Genomic DNA, 15,535 nt, shown 5'->3' on the forward strand with positions numbered 1-15,535 from the left:
AAGGGCCTGATGGAAATGCGGGAGCGCACCGACGACTCGCTGGAGTTCATCGAGCACGTCAAGGTGGACCTGTTCCCGGACGAGATCTACGTGTTCACCCCCAAGGGCAAGATCCTGGAACTGCCGGGTGGCGCCACCCCGGTGGACTTCGCCTACGCCATTCACACCGACATCGGTAATGCCTGTGTGGCCTGCCGCATCAACCGCAACCTGGCGTCTCTGAGCCAGCCGTTGCAGAGTGGCCAGACGGTGGAGATCATCACCGCCCCTGGTGCCCGTCCGAATCCGGCATGGCTGGGCTTCGTGGTCACCGGCAAGGCCCGCAGCAGCATCCGCCACGCGCTCAAGAACCAGAAAAAAGCCGAGTCAGTGGAGCTGGGCAAGACCCTGCTCAAACGGTCCCTCAGCGGTTTCGACAAGACCATGTCGGACATCAGCGACAGTCAGATCGACGCCGTCGTCCGCCACAACCAGGTGGCCAGTTTCGAAGACCTGCTCAGCGATATCGGCCTGGGCAACCGCATGGCGTACCTGGTGGCCCGCCAGCTGGTCAATAACGAGCCCAGTGGCGAGGACCGGCTGCCGGACATCGCGCCCTCCGAGGCGGGCGGACGCAGCCCGGTCACCATCCGCGGCACCGAGGGCCTGGTGGTGCGGTTCGCCAACTGCTGCAAGCCCATCCCGGGCGACCCGGTGGTAGGTGTGATGGATTCCGGCCACGGCATGGTGATCCACAGCGACACCTGTTCCCGCCTGCCTGATACCAACGCTCATCACCGTCTGACCCACCTGAAGTGGGCCAAGGACATTGCCGACGAGTTCTCCGTCGAGCTGAGGGTGGAGCTGGAGCGCCAGCGCGGCGTCATCGCCGAGGTGGCCAACGCGGTGGCGGTCGCTGACGGCAACATCGAGCGCATCAACGTGGAAGAGCAGAACACCCACCTGAGCATTGTCAGTCTGGTGGTTCACGTCAACGGCCGCCGTCACCTGGCGCGGGTCATGCGCCGGGTGCGCAACATCCGGGCGGTCACCCACATCAGCCGCGTAAGGCACTGACCAAGGTTGACAGCTCGCGTCGACGGCGAGAGTATGGCGGCTTTTTCCATTTCCGGCCCCGTGCCGGCCCAGGACCCAAGAAAGGACCCAAGGCCATGACCAACAAATCGGTGATCCAGACAGAGAAGGCCCCGGAAGCCATCGGAACCTATTCCCAGGCCGTCAAGGCCGGCGACACGGTGTACCTGTCCGGCCAGATTCCGCTGGTTCCGGAAACCATGGAAGTGGTGGCCGGCGATTTCGCAGCCAAGACCCGGCAGGTGTTCGAGAACCTGCAGGCGGTGTGTGAGGCGGCCGGCGGCCGGCTCCAGGACATCGTCAAGCTCAATATCTACATGACCGACCTGAGCAACTTCGCCACCGTCAACGAGGTGATGGCGACCTACTTCCAGGAACCCTACCCGGCCCGGGCCGCGGTGGAGGTCTCCGGCTTGCCGAAAGGCGTACCGGTGGAAATGGACGCGGTGATGGTGCTGAGCTAAGGCGCGCCACCGATCAGTCGATCATCTCCCGATAGCCCGCCCGGTAGTCCGGGTAAAGGAATTCGAACCCCGTCGCCCGCAGGCGGCTGTTGTCGCAGCGTTTGCTGCCGGCGCGGCCGCCGGTGCGGGCATCGGCCTTGGGCTCGGCGCAAGGCAGTTGCGCCCGCACCCACTCCACCACTTCATCCAGTCGGGCCGGCTCACAGTCGCTGACCAGGTAACGCTCCGCAATCTTCTCGCCGGCCAGGGCCTTTTCCAACAGGTGGGTTACAGCCCGGCTGGCGTCCTCCTCGTGGATCCGGTTGGTGTAGGGTGAAGGCTGCTCCGGCGCCAGCTCGCCGTTGACCACGCTGTGCAGGAAGCGTTTCCGGGTCGGCCCGTAAATGCCACTCAGCCGCACCACGGTGGCCGCAATGTCGCTCTCCAGGGCCCGCTGTTCTCCCGCCAGGATGTGCTGACCGCTGAATTTTTCGGGCCGGGTGGGGCTGTCCTCGTCAACCCAGCTGTCGTCGTCCTGGTGATAGACGCTGGTGCTGCTGATAAAGACCAGCCGCGCCGGCGTGGAATGACGTTGCACCGCCCGGATCAGGTTGTCGAGGCCGGTGACATAGGCGTCGCGGTAACCGGCCTCGTCGTATTGGCCAGGGGTGAGGCAGTAGACCACCGCATCCAGCTGCGCCGGTACCCGTTCCTGCAGGGTGGCCGGGTCCAGCAGGTCGGCACCGATCGCAGTCACCGAGGCCGGCACCGCCGCGGCGTTGCGGCGCAGCCCGAAGACTTGGTGATGCCGGCTCAGGCGCTCGGCAATGCGGCCGCCCAGGGCGCCGCAGCCGGCCACAAGGATTCGTCGCTGATTTGTGTCGACGGTGATTGCCATAGTCAATATCAATCCCTATTCTGTATGCGATAAATGAAAGTCCCTGACCGGAGCCGCCCATGACCCTGACCGAACTGCGCTACATTGTCACCCTTGCCCGCGAAAAGCATTTTGGCCGGGCGGCGGAGCGTTGTCACGTCAGCCAGCCCACCCTCAGTGTGGCGGTCAAGAAGCTCGAGGACGAGCTGGGTGTGCCCCTGTTCGAGCGCAGCAAAAGCAGCATCCGCGTCACCGAAACCGGCCAGCGCATCATCGAGCAGGCCCAGCGGGTGCTTGACCAGGTGGGCCTAATCCGTGACATGGCCCAGGACGGCAAGAACCAGCTCAACTCGCCTCTGAAAGTCGGCGCCATCTACACCATCGGGCCCTACCTGTTTCCCCATCTGTTGCCGGAGCTGCGCCGGGGCGCGCCGGAAATGCCGCTGTTCATCGAGGAAAACTACACCGCCAACCTGCGCCAGAAACTGCGCCAGTCAGAGCTGGATGCCATCATCATCGCGCTGCCGTTCGAGGAGCCCGAGGTGGTGACACTGCCACTCTATGACGAACCTTTCGTAGTGCTGTTGCCGGCGGATCACCCGCTGACCCGGGAAGAGGCGCTGACCGCAGAGCAGCTGTCCCAGGAGCAGTTGCTGCTGCTCGGGCCGGGGCACTGCTTCCGGGACCAGGTGCTGGAGTCCTGCCCGCCGCTGGTGGAGGCGGTCACCGCCCGCGCCGCGACCCCCAACGGACCGGCCCTGGTCACCGAGGGCAGCTCCCTGGAGACCATTCGTCACATGGTGGCCTCGGGGCTGGGCATCACCGTACTGCCGCTGTCCGCCGCCACCGCCATGCAGTACCAGGAAAATGTCCTGGCGGTGCGGCCGTTCGTGGCACCGGTGCCCTTCCGCACTGTCGCCCTGGCGTGGCGGGTGACCTTCCCGCGCCCCAAGGCCATTGATGTGCTGTCGCTGGCCGCCAGCCAGTGCCGGGTTATCGAGAAGGCCAGGAAGGAAACGCCCGCCGTCGCCGCTACCGCCTGAGGCCGCAATGACGTCATTGGATGACATCCAGGTGACCGTGCTCAAGGGCGTGGGGGCAGCGCTGGCCGGAACCCTTGGCAAGCTTGGCATCCATTCCCTGCAGGATCTGCTGTTCCACCTGCCCCACCGCTACGAAGACCGCACCCGCGTCATACCCATGGGCAGCCTGCGCGTGGGGGATGTGGGGGTGGTGGAAGGCGAGGTGGTCAAGACCGACCTGGTGATGGGGCGACGGCGCAGTCTGCAGGTCACCCTGCGGGACAGCTCCGGGTTCCTGGTGATGCGGTTTTTTCACTTCAATGCCGCCCAGAAGAACCAGCTCACCGAGGGGGCGCGGGTGCGCTGTTACGGCGAGGTCCGCCCGGGCCGGGCCGGCTACGAGTTCTACCATCCCGAATACCAGGTCAATCCGCCCGCCATGCCCACCCAGGGCGAGGCCACGCTGACACCGGTGTACCCGCTCACCGAAGGCATCCAGCAGCCCCGGGTCCGCAGCCTCTGCCAGCAGGCGCTGGCCTACCTGCGCCGTTATCCCATTCACGACTGGCTGCCGGATGGCCTGCTGGCGGACTACCAGTTGCCGGAGATTTCCGAGGCCGTGGCCCTGGTTCATGCACCCCCGGCGGATGCGCCCGTGCATCTGCTCATGGAAGGGCGCCATCCCGCCCAGCAGCGCCTGGTCATGGAGGAGCTGCTGGCCCATCAGCTCAGCCTGCTGCGGGTGCGTCAGCAGATTCAGGCCCGCCAGGCCCTGCCGCTGCTGCCCACCGGGGACCTCAGCGAACGTTTTCTCGACAACCTGCATTTTCGGCTGACCGGTGCCCAGCAGACCGTTCTCCGCGAGATCCGTCAGGACCTGAGCCAGCCCCTGCCGATGCTGCGGCTGGTGCAGGGCGACGTGGGCTCCGGCAAGACCGTGGTGGCGGCCCTGGCGGCGCTGCAGGCCATAGGCGCCGGCGTTCAGGTGGCTCTGATGGCGCCCACCGAGATCCTGGCCGAGCAACATTTCAACAATTTCCGGCAATGGCTGGAGCCCTTGGGTGTCCGGCTGGCCTGGCTCTCCGGCAAGGTCAAGGGCAAGGCGCGTACGGCGGCCCTGGCGGAGGTGGCCAGCGGCGAAGCGGGCATGGTGATCGGCACCCACGCCCTGTTCCAGGAGGATGTGATCTTCGAGCGTCTGGGTCTGGTCATCGTCGACGAACAGCACCGCTTCGGCGTGCATCAGCGCCTGGCCTTGAAGGAAAAGGGTGCCGACGGCGCCCTGGCGCCCCATCAGCTGATCATGACCGCGACGCCGATTCCGCGGACCCTGGCCATGAGCGCCTATGCCGACCTGGACACCTCGGTGATCGACGAGCTGCCCCCGGGCCGCAAACCCATCGAAACCGTGGCCCTGCCGGACAGCCGCCGCGAGGACATCGTGACCCGGGTACGGGATGCCTGCCGGGCCGGGCGCCAGGCCTACTGGGTCTGCACCCTGATCGAGGAGTCCGAGGCCCTGCAGTGCCAGGCCGCCGAAGTCACGGCCCAGGAGCTGGCGGAGCGCCTGCCTGAACTCAAGGTCGGGCTGGTGCACGGTCGTCTCAAGGCCGCCGAGAAGGCCGCCATCATGCAGCAGTTCAAGGACGGTGAGCTGGATCTGCTGGTGGCCACCACGGTGATCGAAGTGGGGGTGGATGTCCCCAACGCGTCGCTGATCATCATCGAGAATCCTGAGCGGCTGGGGCTGGCCCAGTTACACCAGCTCCGCGGCCGCGTTGGCCGTGGTGAAGAGGCCAGCTTCTGTGTTCTGATGTACCACCCGCCGCTGTCCCAGAATGGCCGCGCCCGCCTGCAGGCTCTGCGGGACAGTCAGGACGGCTTCGTGATTGCCGAGAAGGATCTGGAGATCCGCGGTCCCGGCGAGGTTCTGGGCACCCGCCAGACCGGTATGATGCAGTTCCGCCTGGCGGATTTTGAACGCGACAAGGGCTGGATCGAAGCGGTGCGGGAGATGGCGCCACCCCTGATGGCCGACACCCGCCGGGTGGATGCCCTCATCCGGCGCTGGCTGGGGGAGCGCATCCGTTACGGCGATGTATGACGGGGCCTTGATCCATGTCGCCAAGATCTGGACTAGGCTCTTTATAATAATGAAAAAAACATAAGCGCCCCGGCGCAAAAAAAACGACGAAAGCAATGGAGAGCACTATGGAACTACCGGCCTCGGTTCGACAGGCCCTTGCGGAAGTTGCGCCGGATCTGGCACTGCAGGCGCCGGCCCCCAATGGCGCCGACGATGTGCTGAGAATGGTTCTGCTTGAGGATGACCAGGGCCAGCTACAGGTGATCTGCCGCGAGCAGGCCCTGCTGGACCTGGCAGCCCTGAACAAACAGCTGGGCCGGGACCTGCGGCTGCTGTCCCGCAAGCATCAGGCCCAACTCCGGCAGCGGCTTGGCCTGCTGCGGGACATCCCGCCGGTGCCGCCCCTGACCGGCTGGCCCACCATCGTGGATGCCGGCCTGGATCAGTTGGGGGCAGTGGCCCTGGGCTTTACCGACCAGGACTGCCATCTGCCCCTGAATGCAGAGGCCTTCCAGCGCCTGACCGCCGGTGCCCGCCGTCTGCCCATCGCGGTGTCCCTGGCCAACATCCGGGTCAACCTGGACCGGCCGGAGGAGGACCGGGAGCAGCTGCATTCGGCCATCAAGCGCTTTACCGGGCTGCGCATCCGGCAGCGGCTGGACGACACCCTGGAATTGCCGCCACTGCCGGAAACGGCCCAACGCATCATTCACCTGCGGGTGAATCCGAACGCGGTCATGGGTGACCTGGTGGATGTGGTGGAAAGCGACCCCAGTCTGGCGGCCCAGGTGGTGAGCTGGGCCTCGTCGTCCTTCTATGCGGCTGCCGGCCAGGTTCGGTCCGTGCATGATGCGGTGTCCCGGGTACTGGGTTTTGACCTGGTGATGAATCTGGCCATGGGCCTTGCACTGGGGCGGGCGCTGAAGCAGCCGGCGGATCAGCCGGAAGGCTATCTGGGCTACTGGCAGCAGGCGATCTGGCAGGCCCAGTCCGCCGGGATTCTGGCCAGCATGATGCGCCGGGGTGAGCGCCCGGCGTTTGGCCTGGCCTATCTGGCGGGGCTGCTGCACAACTTTGGCTACCTGGTGCTGGCGCAGGTGTTCCCGCCCCATTTCAAACTGGCCTGCCGGACCTGGGAGGCAAACCCGCACCTGGACACCGCGATAGTGGAGCATTACCTGCTGGGCGTCACGCGGGAGCAGATTGGCGCCCAGTTAATGAGTAACTGGGGCATGCCGGAGGAGATTGTGGTGGCCCTGAGGCACCAGAAGAATCCGGACTTCCAGGGTGAGCACAAGGTCTACGCCAAGCTGTTGTGGCTGGGCCGGCAGCTGCTGATCGCGCGGGGTGTGCCCCTGGGCGCTGCCGAATACGTGCCGGACTCGCTCTACCAGGAGCTTGGCCTTGAGCGGGGCAAGGTGGAAGAGCAGTTCGACGAGCTGGTGGCCAGCCGGGACAGCATCATGGCCATGGCCGGCATGATGGCCAGCTGAGGGGGCGAAACGGGCAAAAAAAAGCCGGCCCTTTAACAGGGCCGGCAGGCTCACCCGCTTGTTGCAGATCGAACTGAGCACGAGGGCAGGAATAGAAAGTCCGTTTGAACCCTAACGTTTACGCCCGCTTTGCCGATCCGGATCAGGGCGGATCCAACAATCCCTCTCACTGTATCGGGTTACACCCGCCGGAAGCGCTCTAGAAGCGGTGATGGCGAATGGCGGTGGCGGCGCGGCGGATGCTGTCGCCGTGCTTCTCCTCCAGCGCGAACCGTTCCCGGTCCATTTTCTGCACGAAGCGATGGTCGGTTTCCTGCCGCGCCCGGTGGGTAGGCATGTGCTGGATATGGTCGTGCATCTCCTGGAAGATCCGATAGGGCGTCTGCGCCAACAGGTCGGGGGCGACGTGGTCCAGCAGCCCCTTGATGCGCAGGCAGGCCTCGGAATACTCCACCTGGTCCTGCTCGATGGCCATAGCCAGCACCTTGATGCTCTCCACCATGTTTTCCTTGCGTTCGGCCGCGAACGCCTCGTTGCGGGCCGCTCGCTTCTTTCCGGCCTGGACCACCCTGTACTGGCGGATGATGAAGACCGCCAGCAGTATGATCACCGCCAGTCCGATGAGGATCAGCGCCCATTGAAGCCAAGCAGGCATAGTCGTTTCCTGTCTTTCGGTGGTTGAGTTAGGCGAGTCATGATACCCACCCCTACACCATACGGACAGTGGCGCCGGCTGGCTCGCTGTTTTCTCGCTGCCTCGGTGGCGCCCAGCCGGTTCAGGCGCTCTTGCGGGCCTGGGCCGTTTGCCAGGGTCGCACGCTGACGGTCTGGCCGTTAAGCACCGAGGTACCGCTAAGGGGGTCTACCTGGTCGTCCCGGATGACATCGTTGATGCTGGCGCCGGGATGGGCCCCAGCCACTGACTGGCCGGTGCCCTCACGGTTATGACCCCAGCCGTGGGGAATGGATACCACACCCGGCATCACATCCTCGGTGACCTCCACCGGCAACTGGATCCGGCCCGCCTCGCTGTCCACCTGGGCCATGCCCTCGGCGGACAGGCCCAACCGGCTGGCATCCTCGGGGTGAACCATCAGGGTGCAGCGGTCCTTGCCTTTCACCAGGCGTTGGCTGTTGTGCATCCAGGAATTGTTGCTGCGCACATGACGGCGGCCAATCAGCAGCAGTTCCTCGCTGGCCGTGCTGGCCAGGCGGGTGTGCAGGCGGTCGAGGTCGTACAGGTAGCGCCTTGGCGCCAGATTGATCTTGCCGTCCCGGGTGAACAGCCGCTCCGGCATGCAGGGCCGCAAAGGCCCGAGGTCGACCCCACTGGGACTGTCTTTCAGGGCATTCAGCGACAGCCCCTTGGTCAGGTCCTGCCAGCGCCGGTCCAGGGGGCTCAGACGGGCCAGACTGCGCAGCGGATGCTTGTCCGGCAACACGTCGATCATCAGGTCCAAGGCCGGCTGCACCAGCGGCCGGGCCGGCCCCAGGTCGGCGCCGTAGGGGCCGCTGCGCAGCATCAGGTCCAGCAACGGATCCGGCCCCAGTTTCTTGAAGGCGCGCCAGCCCAGTTCGGTGCGCAGGGGCAGGGCGCCACCCTTGCGGCGTTTTTCCAGGCGGTGGGCCAGTTCCAGCAGTATCTGCCAGTCGTGGCGGGCGTTGGGGCCCGGCTCGAACAGGGCCTCGCTGTACTTGGCCACGTTGCGGACCGCGAACATGCTGAAGATCAGGTCGTAGTGGCTGCGCTCCAGGGCCGCGGTAGGGGGCAGGATAACGTCGGCGTGACGGGTGGTCTCGTTGAGGTAGTAATCCACCGACACCATAAAATCCAGCTGGCTGAAGGCCTCCTCCAGCCGGCCCCCATTGGGGCTGGACAGCAGCGGATTGCCGGCAACCGTCACGAACGCGCGGATCTGGCCCTCGCCGGGAGTCAGGATTTCTTCCGCCATGGTGCTGGAAGGGAATTCACCCCCGAATTCCGGCAGACCCCTGACCCGGCTGGTGCGCTTGCCGAAATGGCCCTTCTGGCCGGACAGGGCACCCAGTGCCACCATGTCGATGGCGGGCTGGGTGAACATCACTCCGCCGACACTGTCGAGCTTGCCGGTGAGGATATTGAGCACGTAGATCAGCCAGGTGGCGACGCCGCCATGGGCCTGGGTGCTGGTGCCGATACGTCCATAGAGGCAGGCCCGGGGCGTGCCGGCCAGCTGTCGGGCCAGCGACCGGATGGTGCTGGCGTCGATGCCGGTGTGGCTGGCGACGGCTTCCGGAGTGAAGGGCAGGGCCGCCAGACGCACCAGGTCCAGATCCTTGGTCCAGCGCTCGGCGTGGCCCAGGTTCACCAGGTCCTCCTCGAACAGGCAGTGCACCATGGCGATCAGCAGCAGGGCGTCGCTACCGGGACGGACAAAATGGAATTCATCCGCCAGCTTGCCGGTCTCGGTGCGCCGGGGGTCGATGACCACCAGCTTGCCGCCCCGCTGTTTCAGCGCTTTCAGGCGGCCGCGGATGTCCGGCACCGTCATCAGGCTGCCGTTGGAGGCCATGGGGTTGGCGCCGATGCAGATGAACAGGTCGGTGCGGTCGATGTCGGGAATCGGAAAGAGCACTTGGTGGCCGAACATCTCCAAGCTCGCCAGCATATGGGGTAGCTGGTCGTTGGAGGTGGCGGAGAACCGGTTCTGGGTGCCCAGTGCCCGCAGGAACGGCAGGGTGGCGATCATCGCACCGTGGTTATGGACATTGGGGTTGCCCAGGTAGGCGCCAATGGCGTTGCGGCCGTGATCGCGGCGTACCCGGTCGAGGTTGTCGGCCACGTAATCGAAGGCCTCGTCCCAGTCCATTTCCTGCCAGCCGCTGGCGGTACGGCGGATCGGGCGCTTGAGGCGCTCCGGGTCCTCGTGCAGGTCCTGCAGCGCCACCGCCTTGGGGCAGATATGACCGTGGCTCAGGGGGTCATTATCGTCCCCCTTGATGCTGGTAATCTGGCCGTCCCGGACCTCGATGGCGACGCCGCACATGGCTTCGCAGAGGTGGCAGGTGCGCAGGTGGGTTCCGTTTTCCATGGTTCTCTCCAGAATGCTTTATTTTGACCGGTCAGATCAGTTTTATTAGGCAACCAGATTAGCAGGAAAGCCGGGCGAGGGGAAAAGCCGAAAGCCGGCCATAAAAAAGGCCAGCACGGAGGCTGGCCCAAGACGCTTTCACGAAGTTGGTTGGGGCGCGGGTCAGCCCTCTTCCGGGATCTCCTTGATGGGGTTGGAGATGAAGTTGAGGTAGACGCCTGCTTCCGGGATCTCCAGAGGAATCTGGACCCCGACAAAGCCAAAGGAGGTGGCGTTTACTGTGATGGGCGAGGCCTCAATGTTGCGTTGCTCGATCTGCATGCGCCCGTCATCGAAAAAGTTAATGTCGCCTTCCAGTTTCAGGGTGACCGGCTTGCTGTAGACATCGTGGCTGTCCACGCCACTCAGGTTGGGAGCGTCCAGAGTAAGTTCAGCCACGGTCTTGAAAATTGGCCGGCCGTTCTCGTCTTCGCGGATAACCCCCTCGACCAGGCCGAGCGGATTGTCTTCGGTTGGTTCTCCATAAGTCATCCGCAGAATCTGGGTCCCGGTTTGTGATGTGATATCGGAGCCGAGGAGAAGGTTTGCGCTGACCATGACATTGGCAGACGTTGTCGCCAGTTGCGTCGGATACAGAAGCACCCGTACACCGACGGCGTTGCCGTTTTCGTCGAGCTTTGGTCCGATCACTTCAGTGTCGAGGGCATAGGTCTGGTAAATGAACTTGTTTCTTGGGCAGTCTGCGTTGTCTGGCGAGCAGCCGACGCGGGCTGGTCCCGCGGAACTCTGGCCATCCACCACGCGGAGCCGTGTGCTGTTGGCAGAGGGCAGGAAACCGCCGTTGCCATCTTCCTCGTGGGCGAAGGGTTCCAAGCAGTCTTGGCCGCCCAGTGTCGGGCAGTCCACTACATAGTTGGAGTTGGTATCACGAATGGGCAGGTTGCGAAGAGGCGTGAATACGCTGTTCTGTGCCTCCGAGCCTTTGAAGTATATGGTCAGATTCGGGCCGCCAACGTCTGCCGGATTCACGAGCAGGTCCGTTTGCAGGGGCAGCTGCGCGGCGGAGCAGACCAGGTTGCCGCTGGTGCAGTCACCATTCTGCGCTGAGCGCATGGTGTACCGGTAAACAGCATCGATTTCCCAGGCTTTATCCGGGAAAAAGCGGACCAACTGCTGCTTTTTCTCGAACCGTCCGCTGACAACCTCTTCAGTTCCTATGGAACCCGGCGATGACGGATCCGCAATCTTCTCGACGACGAAGGAGTCCGAATTGATGGTGGCCAGGTCCATGGACTGGGAGAACTTCACCACGATTGGCCGGTCCTCCGGCATGGTCATCAGCGGCAGCTGATCCCGCACGACGGTGCCTTGGGAATCGGCTCCGGAATCGACACAGGTGCCGTGGCTACCATTCACCAGGTCCAGGTTCTGGCTGACGCAAGGAAAGCCCGGATAGGTGGTCAGCGCCAGGGGAGACACAGGGCCGGCCTCGGTGCCGTTGCTGGTGGCCGCCAGGCTGAATTCCAGCGTCTGCGAGGTAGCTGCGTTGCCGGCCAGGTCCGTCAGCGAGCCATTGATCTGCAGGTCGTAATCGACCCCATGCTCAAGGCCACCCACCGGGTTGAGTACAACGGCGGTGCCATCCAGCCGGCGGCGCAGATCCCCATCAGGAATCTCGATGCCGTTGGCCATCAGGGTGAAGCCCTGGGCCAGGCTGTCGCGATCCAGCGGCTCATCGAAGTTGAGCACGATAGGGTCGCCCGGGCGCTGCATGGCCTGGCGGGTGTTCGGGGTGGCATCCACCGGACCCGGCATCCAGCTCACCAGCCGGGGCCCGGTCTGGTCCACCGGCCGCGCCGGTGCCGTGGTCTGGGCTCCGGTGTCGGCCCGCAGGCGGAAGGCGATGGTGGAGTCGGTGAACTCCTGGCCCAGCAGGTTGGGCTCGACCATGCCGATGGCGTCGATGTTGAGGATGCCGGCGGTGACGAAAGCGATACCGCTGAGCTCCACCCGCAGCAGATCCTGCGTCAGCGAGGCATTGGGCTGGGCCTTCTCGGTGTTCATGGCCACGTCCATGAACAGTTTGACGTGCCGCGGTGCCTCCTCGGAATCCGTGAAGGGGTTGGGGTACAGGTAGCCGCTGGCGTCGGACACCATGGTGACCTTGATGGTGCCGGTGGTCTGCAGCTGGCCGGTGGCCTCGTCGATGACCGGAACCTGGCCATTGATCAGCACGTCCAGGCTGCTGCTCTCCAGCACCGTGCCCTTGGGCACGCGCAGGGGCACTGGGTCATCCCCGGGAAACAGCGGCGCATAGGCCAGTTCGGCATAGAGCGCGCCGGTCTGCTGGGACGGCCCGGCGGTGCCCTGCAATACGGAATTCAGCGTCACGGCGTTGACGAACTGGCCGTTCAGCACTGAGCGCAGTGAGAAACCCGAGTCCACGGTCTCCTGAAACAGGATCTCGGTGGGGCCGGTCTCCCGCGGCGTGAAGCTCTGGCTGAAGTCGGCAATGGGCTCGCCGTCCAGGTTCATCAGGCCACTCACGGTCAGGGTGTAAGTCTCGCCCGGAATGAGCTGGTCGGCCTTGCTGCCGCAATCTGCCGGCTCATCGGTGGTGCAGGGGTCCACGCTGAGATAGCGACCCTTGGCAAGGATCGAGGCCGGCACCAGGTTATCCGAGCTGTCTCGGAGCGCCACGGTGGTGCCATAGACCACCGAATCCGGGTGGGCCGGCTGGGTCAGGCGTAGCCGGAAAGTGGATATGTCCATGGGCCGGAAGAAGCCGTTGGCGGAGGGGGTCATTTCCGCCACCGCGAAGCTGTCCGTCAGGCTGGCCAGTTGCTCCACGCCGGAGAAGGAGGCCCGGGTGGTGAACTGGATGCCTTCCGGCCCCACCGCATTGGGTGTGGGAATGGCGGTGCTGCCGGCCGAGGTAAGGGTGTCACTGAAGCTGACGGTGTAGTCCTCACCGGTGGCCAGCAGACGGCGGGGCTTCAGCACCAGGCTGCGGCCGTCGTCGATGGCTTCGATGTCGAAATCCACCGGGCCGGACCCGGAGGTCACGGTGATCTTGCCGGCAACATCCTCATCACGGATAGCGTGGGAGAACCGCAGCACCAGGCTGGTCTTGGGTGATACCTCTACTTGGCCATCGGCGGGGTAGGAGTAGACCACGGAGCCGGCCGGCATGGCCTCGTTCATGGTCTGCTGCTCACCGCCACAGGCGGCCAGAAGCAGAGCGGGAGCAAGCAGGGCAAGTTTCTTGTTGTTCATGTCCGTCACCTCCCGATCAGAATTTCAGCGTGATGGAACCACTGATGACATCCACGTCGCCGTCGGTCTTCACCACGACGCCATCGCTGCTGTTGCCCGGGCGGGTGCTGTCCAGGGTAAAGTCCCGCTCCTGCAGCATCTGGCGCTGGTAGCCGAAGTCAAAGCGCACCGGGTAGGCCAGGATGGGCGGGTTGTCGTACTGGGCGGCCAGGCCGATGCCGACGATGTACTTGTCGTTGTCGAAGTAGTTGACGTCCCGGGTGGTGCCTTCTTTCAGCGGCGACTCCTGGTAGGCCAGGCCGCCGGTGACGAAGAAGTAGCGATTGAGACGGTACTCACCGCCGATGCGCGGGATCAGGATGTCGTCGAACTCGGCCATGGCCTGGTCCTTGATGGTGTCCTTGTCGAACTCCTCTTCCAGGTCTGACCAGTTCTGCTGCTCCAGACTCACGGCCACGCGCCAGTTACGGGCGCTGTAGTGCAGCCCGACAGCATAGGCCGAAGGCTGGTAGGAGTCGTAGGTGGCAACACTGAATACCAGCGGGTCGCTGGCGGGAATCAGGCCCGGAATCACGGTCTTGGCATCGACGGTGGTCTTGGTGTTGGAGTCGGTGCGGTAGCTCAGGGCAATCTCGAGGCCGCTGGCCCAGCAGCTGTTATCACCGCAAAGGGTCTCGCCCAGGTCCACATTGGTGGAGAAGATGGAGCGGATCGACGGCTTGGCATCCACCGACAGCTGTTCGTACTGGGTATTGCCCGCCAGGTCCGTGGTGGTGGCCAGCGAGGCCTCGGAGTGCAGGGTCACCCGGGCCGAGTAGCCGGCATCGATGCCGCGCCAGAGGGTACTGGCGCCGCCGATGTTCAGGAACAGCGGCTGGCGGCCGTACTGGAAGAACTGGCCGGACTGGGAGGTCTCGGATTCGAACGCCAGCAGCTCCTTGCCGAATTTCTCCACACCCGCCATGAAACCCAGGTAGATGGGGTGGTTGGCTTTGGTGAGCGAGCCCAGGTTGGTCTTCATGCCGATCAGCACGTGCTGGCTCGGGGAATCCGAGAGCACCTTGCCGGTGCGGTCGGAGCCTTCGGCACGGAGCTCGTGCTCGGCATGCAGGATGCCAGTGCTCAGTTCGCCGCGGGAATCAGTGGCCAGGTAAGCCGGGTTGTAGTAGGTGGCAGAGACCTGATTGTTGAACATGGACAACGATTGGGCCGAGGCTACATCCGTGGGCAGCAGGCCATAGGTGTTGCCGATGTTGCCCATACTGGCCAGAGCGTGGCCGGATGCAGTGGCGGCCATGACGGCCACGAGAAGACTACGCCGATTGAAGCGGGAAGGAACAGCCATGGATGAAACTCCGTTTTGTTGTTTTTGCTCTTATTCGGTGGTCCGTCGCACGAGACTGATGTGGACCACACGGTTTTTTTGTCTGGTACAGATGTACTGGAAAGGAGTGTACTCAGGCGTCAACGCAAAGAATTTGGCCCGATTGACATGAATCGCTGTCTTTGTGATCAGAGGGAATCGCGCTTTTCTTTGTTCCTTGCCCGCCAGGTTCTGTCAGAGAAATTTACAGGTCGCCGGCGCATTTTTGTAACCTGGATTCGTAATAAATTGTTTTCTTCCGAAATTTGGCCAGTGGCCTGGACATTGCTTCCGTCAGTGTTAGCTCCTAGGATTTCTTCAAAGGGAAGGAAATCGGGGCGGGCCCTGAGGTTCTGGCGAGACCGAAGAAAAATACTCAGTGGTAGTTATTTTTCGATGGCTGCCAGGAATGCATCAGGAAAGAGTTGATAAGGAGATTTGACGATGAACACGTTCTCAAAGGCGCTTGTGATTGTCGCAGGTTCGGCCGTCGCCGGCATGGCTTCGGCCAACATGATTGGGGGCGTTGATGTCGGTAACGTTGATGGTTTACTGGCGCAAACAAACAGCCTGGGGGCGTGTGGTCCGGGTAGCAGTGAGACAGCGGAGCTGTGCTGGATCAATAGTGTTTTGGCGCCAACTACGGTGACCTACGGTCTGAAAACCGAGGACGTAAGCTATCAACTCGTGACTGGCAGTAGCAGCTTAATCGGTTATGAGCTCACAAGCCCTACTGAGTACTTCATGATCAAGAATTCGACCTGGTGGGCGCTCTTTGAGAACCATTCGAATTTTGACTGGGCTGTCATTGACACCTCCCTGCTCAACGG

Annotated in this window: 11 protein-coding genes; 6 read left to right on the forward strand and 5 right to left on the reverse strand. The window is 63.7% G+C overall.

The window, feature by feature from the left end; all coding sequences use genetic code 11:
* The coding region (locus R3280_RS12215; RefSeq protein ID WP_318998888.1) for a TGS domain-containing protein at window positions 1-1,056 on the forward strand (1,056 nt) is incomplete at its 5' end.
* Between the two features lie 95 nt (window positions 1,057-1,151).
* Window positions 1,152-1,538, forward strand: a complete 387-nt coding sequence (locus tag R3280_RS12220) for a RidA family protein (protein WP_318998889.1) — start codon at window positions 1,152-1,154, stop codon at window positions 1,536-1,538.
* Window positions 1,539-1,551: 13 nt separating this feature from the next.
* Here R3280_RS12220 and R3280_RS12225 read toward each other — a convergent pair whose 3' ends face one another.
* A complete protein-coding gene (locus R3280_RS12225; protein ID WP_318998890.1) occupies window positions 1,552-2,415 on the reverse strand; it encodes an NAD-dependent epimerase/dehydratase family protein in 864 nt (287 codons plus the stop codon).
* Between the two features lie 59 nt (window positions 2,416-2,474).
* Here R3280_RS12225 and R3280_RS12230 point away from each other — a divergent pair, with 59 nt between their 5' ends.
* From R3280_RS12230 to R3280_RS12240, 3 genes are all read left to right on the forward strand, one after another.
* Window positions 2,475-3,437, forward strand: coding sequence for a hydrogen peroxide-inducible genes activator (locus R3280_RS12230; protein WP_318998891.1), 963 nt, complete (start codon window positions 2,475-2,477; stop codon window positions 3,435-3,437).
* Between the two features lie 7 nt (window positions 3,438-3,444).
* Window positions 3,445-5,520, forward strand: coding sequence for an ATP-dependent DNA helicase RecG (recG, locus tag R3280_RS12235; protein ID WP_318998892.1), 2,076 nt, complete (start codon window positions 3,445-3,447; stop codon window positions 5,518-5,520).
* A gap of 107 nt (window positions 5,521-5,627) precedes the next feature.
* Window positions 5,628-6,995: an aminoacyl-tRNA deacylase and HDOD domain-containing protein gene (locus R3280_RS12240; protein ID WP_318998893.1), complete on the forward strand. Its 1,368-nt coding sequence runs from the start codon at window positions 5,628-5,630 to the stop codon at window positions 6,993-6,995.
* A 199-nt stretch (window positions 6,996-7,194) separates the two neighbouring features.
* Here the strand turns inward: R3280_RS12240 and R3280_RS12245 are convergent, their stop codons facing one another.
* The 4 genes from R3280_RS12245 to R3280_RS12260 form a co-directional block, all read right to left on the reverse strand.
* Window positions 7,195-7,650: a DUF2489 domain-containing protein gene (locus R3280_RS12245; RefSeq protein WP_318998894.1), complete on the reverse strand. Its 456-nt coding sequence runs from the start codon at window positions 7,648-7,650 to the stop codon at window positions 7,195-7,197.
* Window positions 7,651-7,771: 121 nt separating this feature from the next.
* Window positions 7,772-10,066 carry a molybdopterin-dependent oxidoreductase gene (locus R3280_RS12250; RefSeq protein WP_318998895.1) on the reverse strand — a complete coding sequence of 765 codons (2,295 nt, stop codon included), beginning with the start codon at window positions 10,064-10,066 and terminating at the stop codon, window positions 7,772-7,774.
* Between the two features lie 162 nt (window positions 10,067-10,228).
* A complete protein-coding gene (locus R3280_RS12255; RefSeq protein ID WP_318998896.1) occupies window positions 10,229-13,342 on the reverse strand; it encodes an Ig-like domain-containing protein in 3,114 nt (1,037 codons plus the stop codon).
* Window positions 13,343-13,358: 16 nt separating this feature from the next.
* Entirely contained in the window at window positions 13,359-14,687 is a 1,329-nt protein-coding gene (locus tag R3280_RS12260) for an outer membrane protein transport protein (RefSeq protein WP_318998897.1), read from the reverse strand.
* Window positions 14,688-15,149: 462 nt separating this feature from the next.
* On the opposite strand from R3280_RS12260, the gene R3280_RS12265 reads away from it, so the two are divergent.
* Window positions 15,150-15,535, forward strand: a 386-nt coding sequence (locus R3280_RS12265) for a hypothetical protein (protein ID WP_318998898.1), incomplete at its 3' end; no start/stop codon positions are given.

It is taken from the genome of Marinobacter sp. (assembly GCF_033722195.1).
In the GTDB taxonomy this organism is placed as follows: Bacteria; Pseudomonadota; Gammaproteobacteria; order Pseudomonadales; family Oleiphilaceae; genus Marinobacter.

Excerpts from the sequence above, each read along its gene's own strand:
- R3280_RS12220 (WP_318998889.1), top strand. The coding sequence starts at position 1,152 with ATGACCAACAAATCGGTGATCCAGACAGAGAAGGCCCCGGAAGCCATC.
- R3280_RS12225 (WP_318998890.1), bottom strand. The coding sequence starts at position 2,415 with ATGGCAATCACCGTCGACACAAATCAGCGACGAATCCTTGTGGCCGGC.
- R3280_RS12230 (WP_318998891.1), top strand. The coding sequence starts at position 2,475 with ATGACCCTGACCGAACTGCGCTACATTGTCACCCTTGCCCGCGAAAAG.
- recG (WP_318998892.1), top strand. The coding sequence starts at position 3,445 with ATGACGTCATTGGATGACATCCAGGTGACCGTGCTCAAGGGCGTGGGG.
- R3280_RS12240 (WP_318998893.1), top strand. The coding sequence starts at position 5,628 with ATGGAACTACCGGCCTCGGTTCGACAGGCCCTTGCGGAAGTTGCGCCG.
- R3280_RS12245 (WP_318998894.1), bottom strand. The coding sequence starts at position 7,650 with ATGCCTGCTTGGCTTCAATGGGCGCTGATCCTCATCGGACTGGCGGTG.
- R3280_RS12250 (WP_318998895.1), bottom strand. The coding sequence starts at position 10,066 with ATGGAAAACGGAACCCACCTGCGCACCTGCCACCTCTGCGAAGCCATG.
- R3280_RS12255 (WP_318998896.1), bottom strand. The coding sequence starts at position 13,342 with ATGAACAACAAGAAACTTGCCCTGCTTGCTCCCGCTCTGCTTCTGGCC.
- R3280_RS12260 (WP_318998897.1), bottom strand. The coding sequence starts at position 14,687 with ATGGCTGTTCCTTCCCGCTTCAATCGGCGTAGTCTTCTCGTGGCCGTC.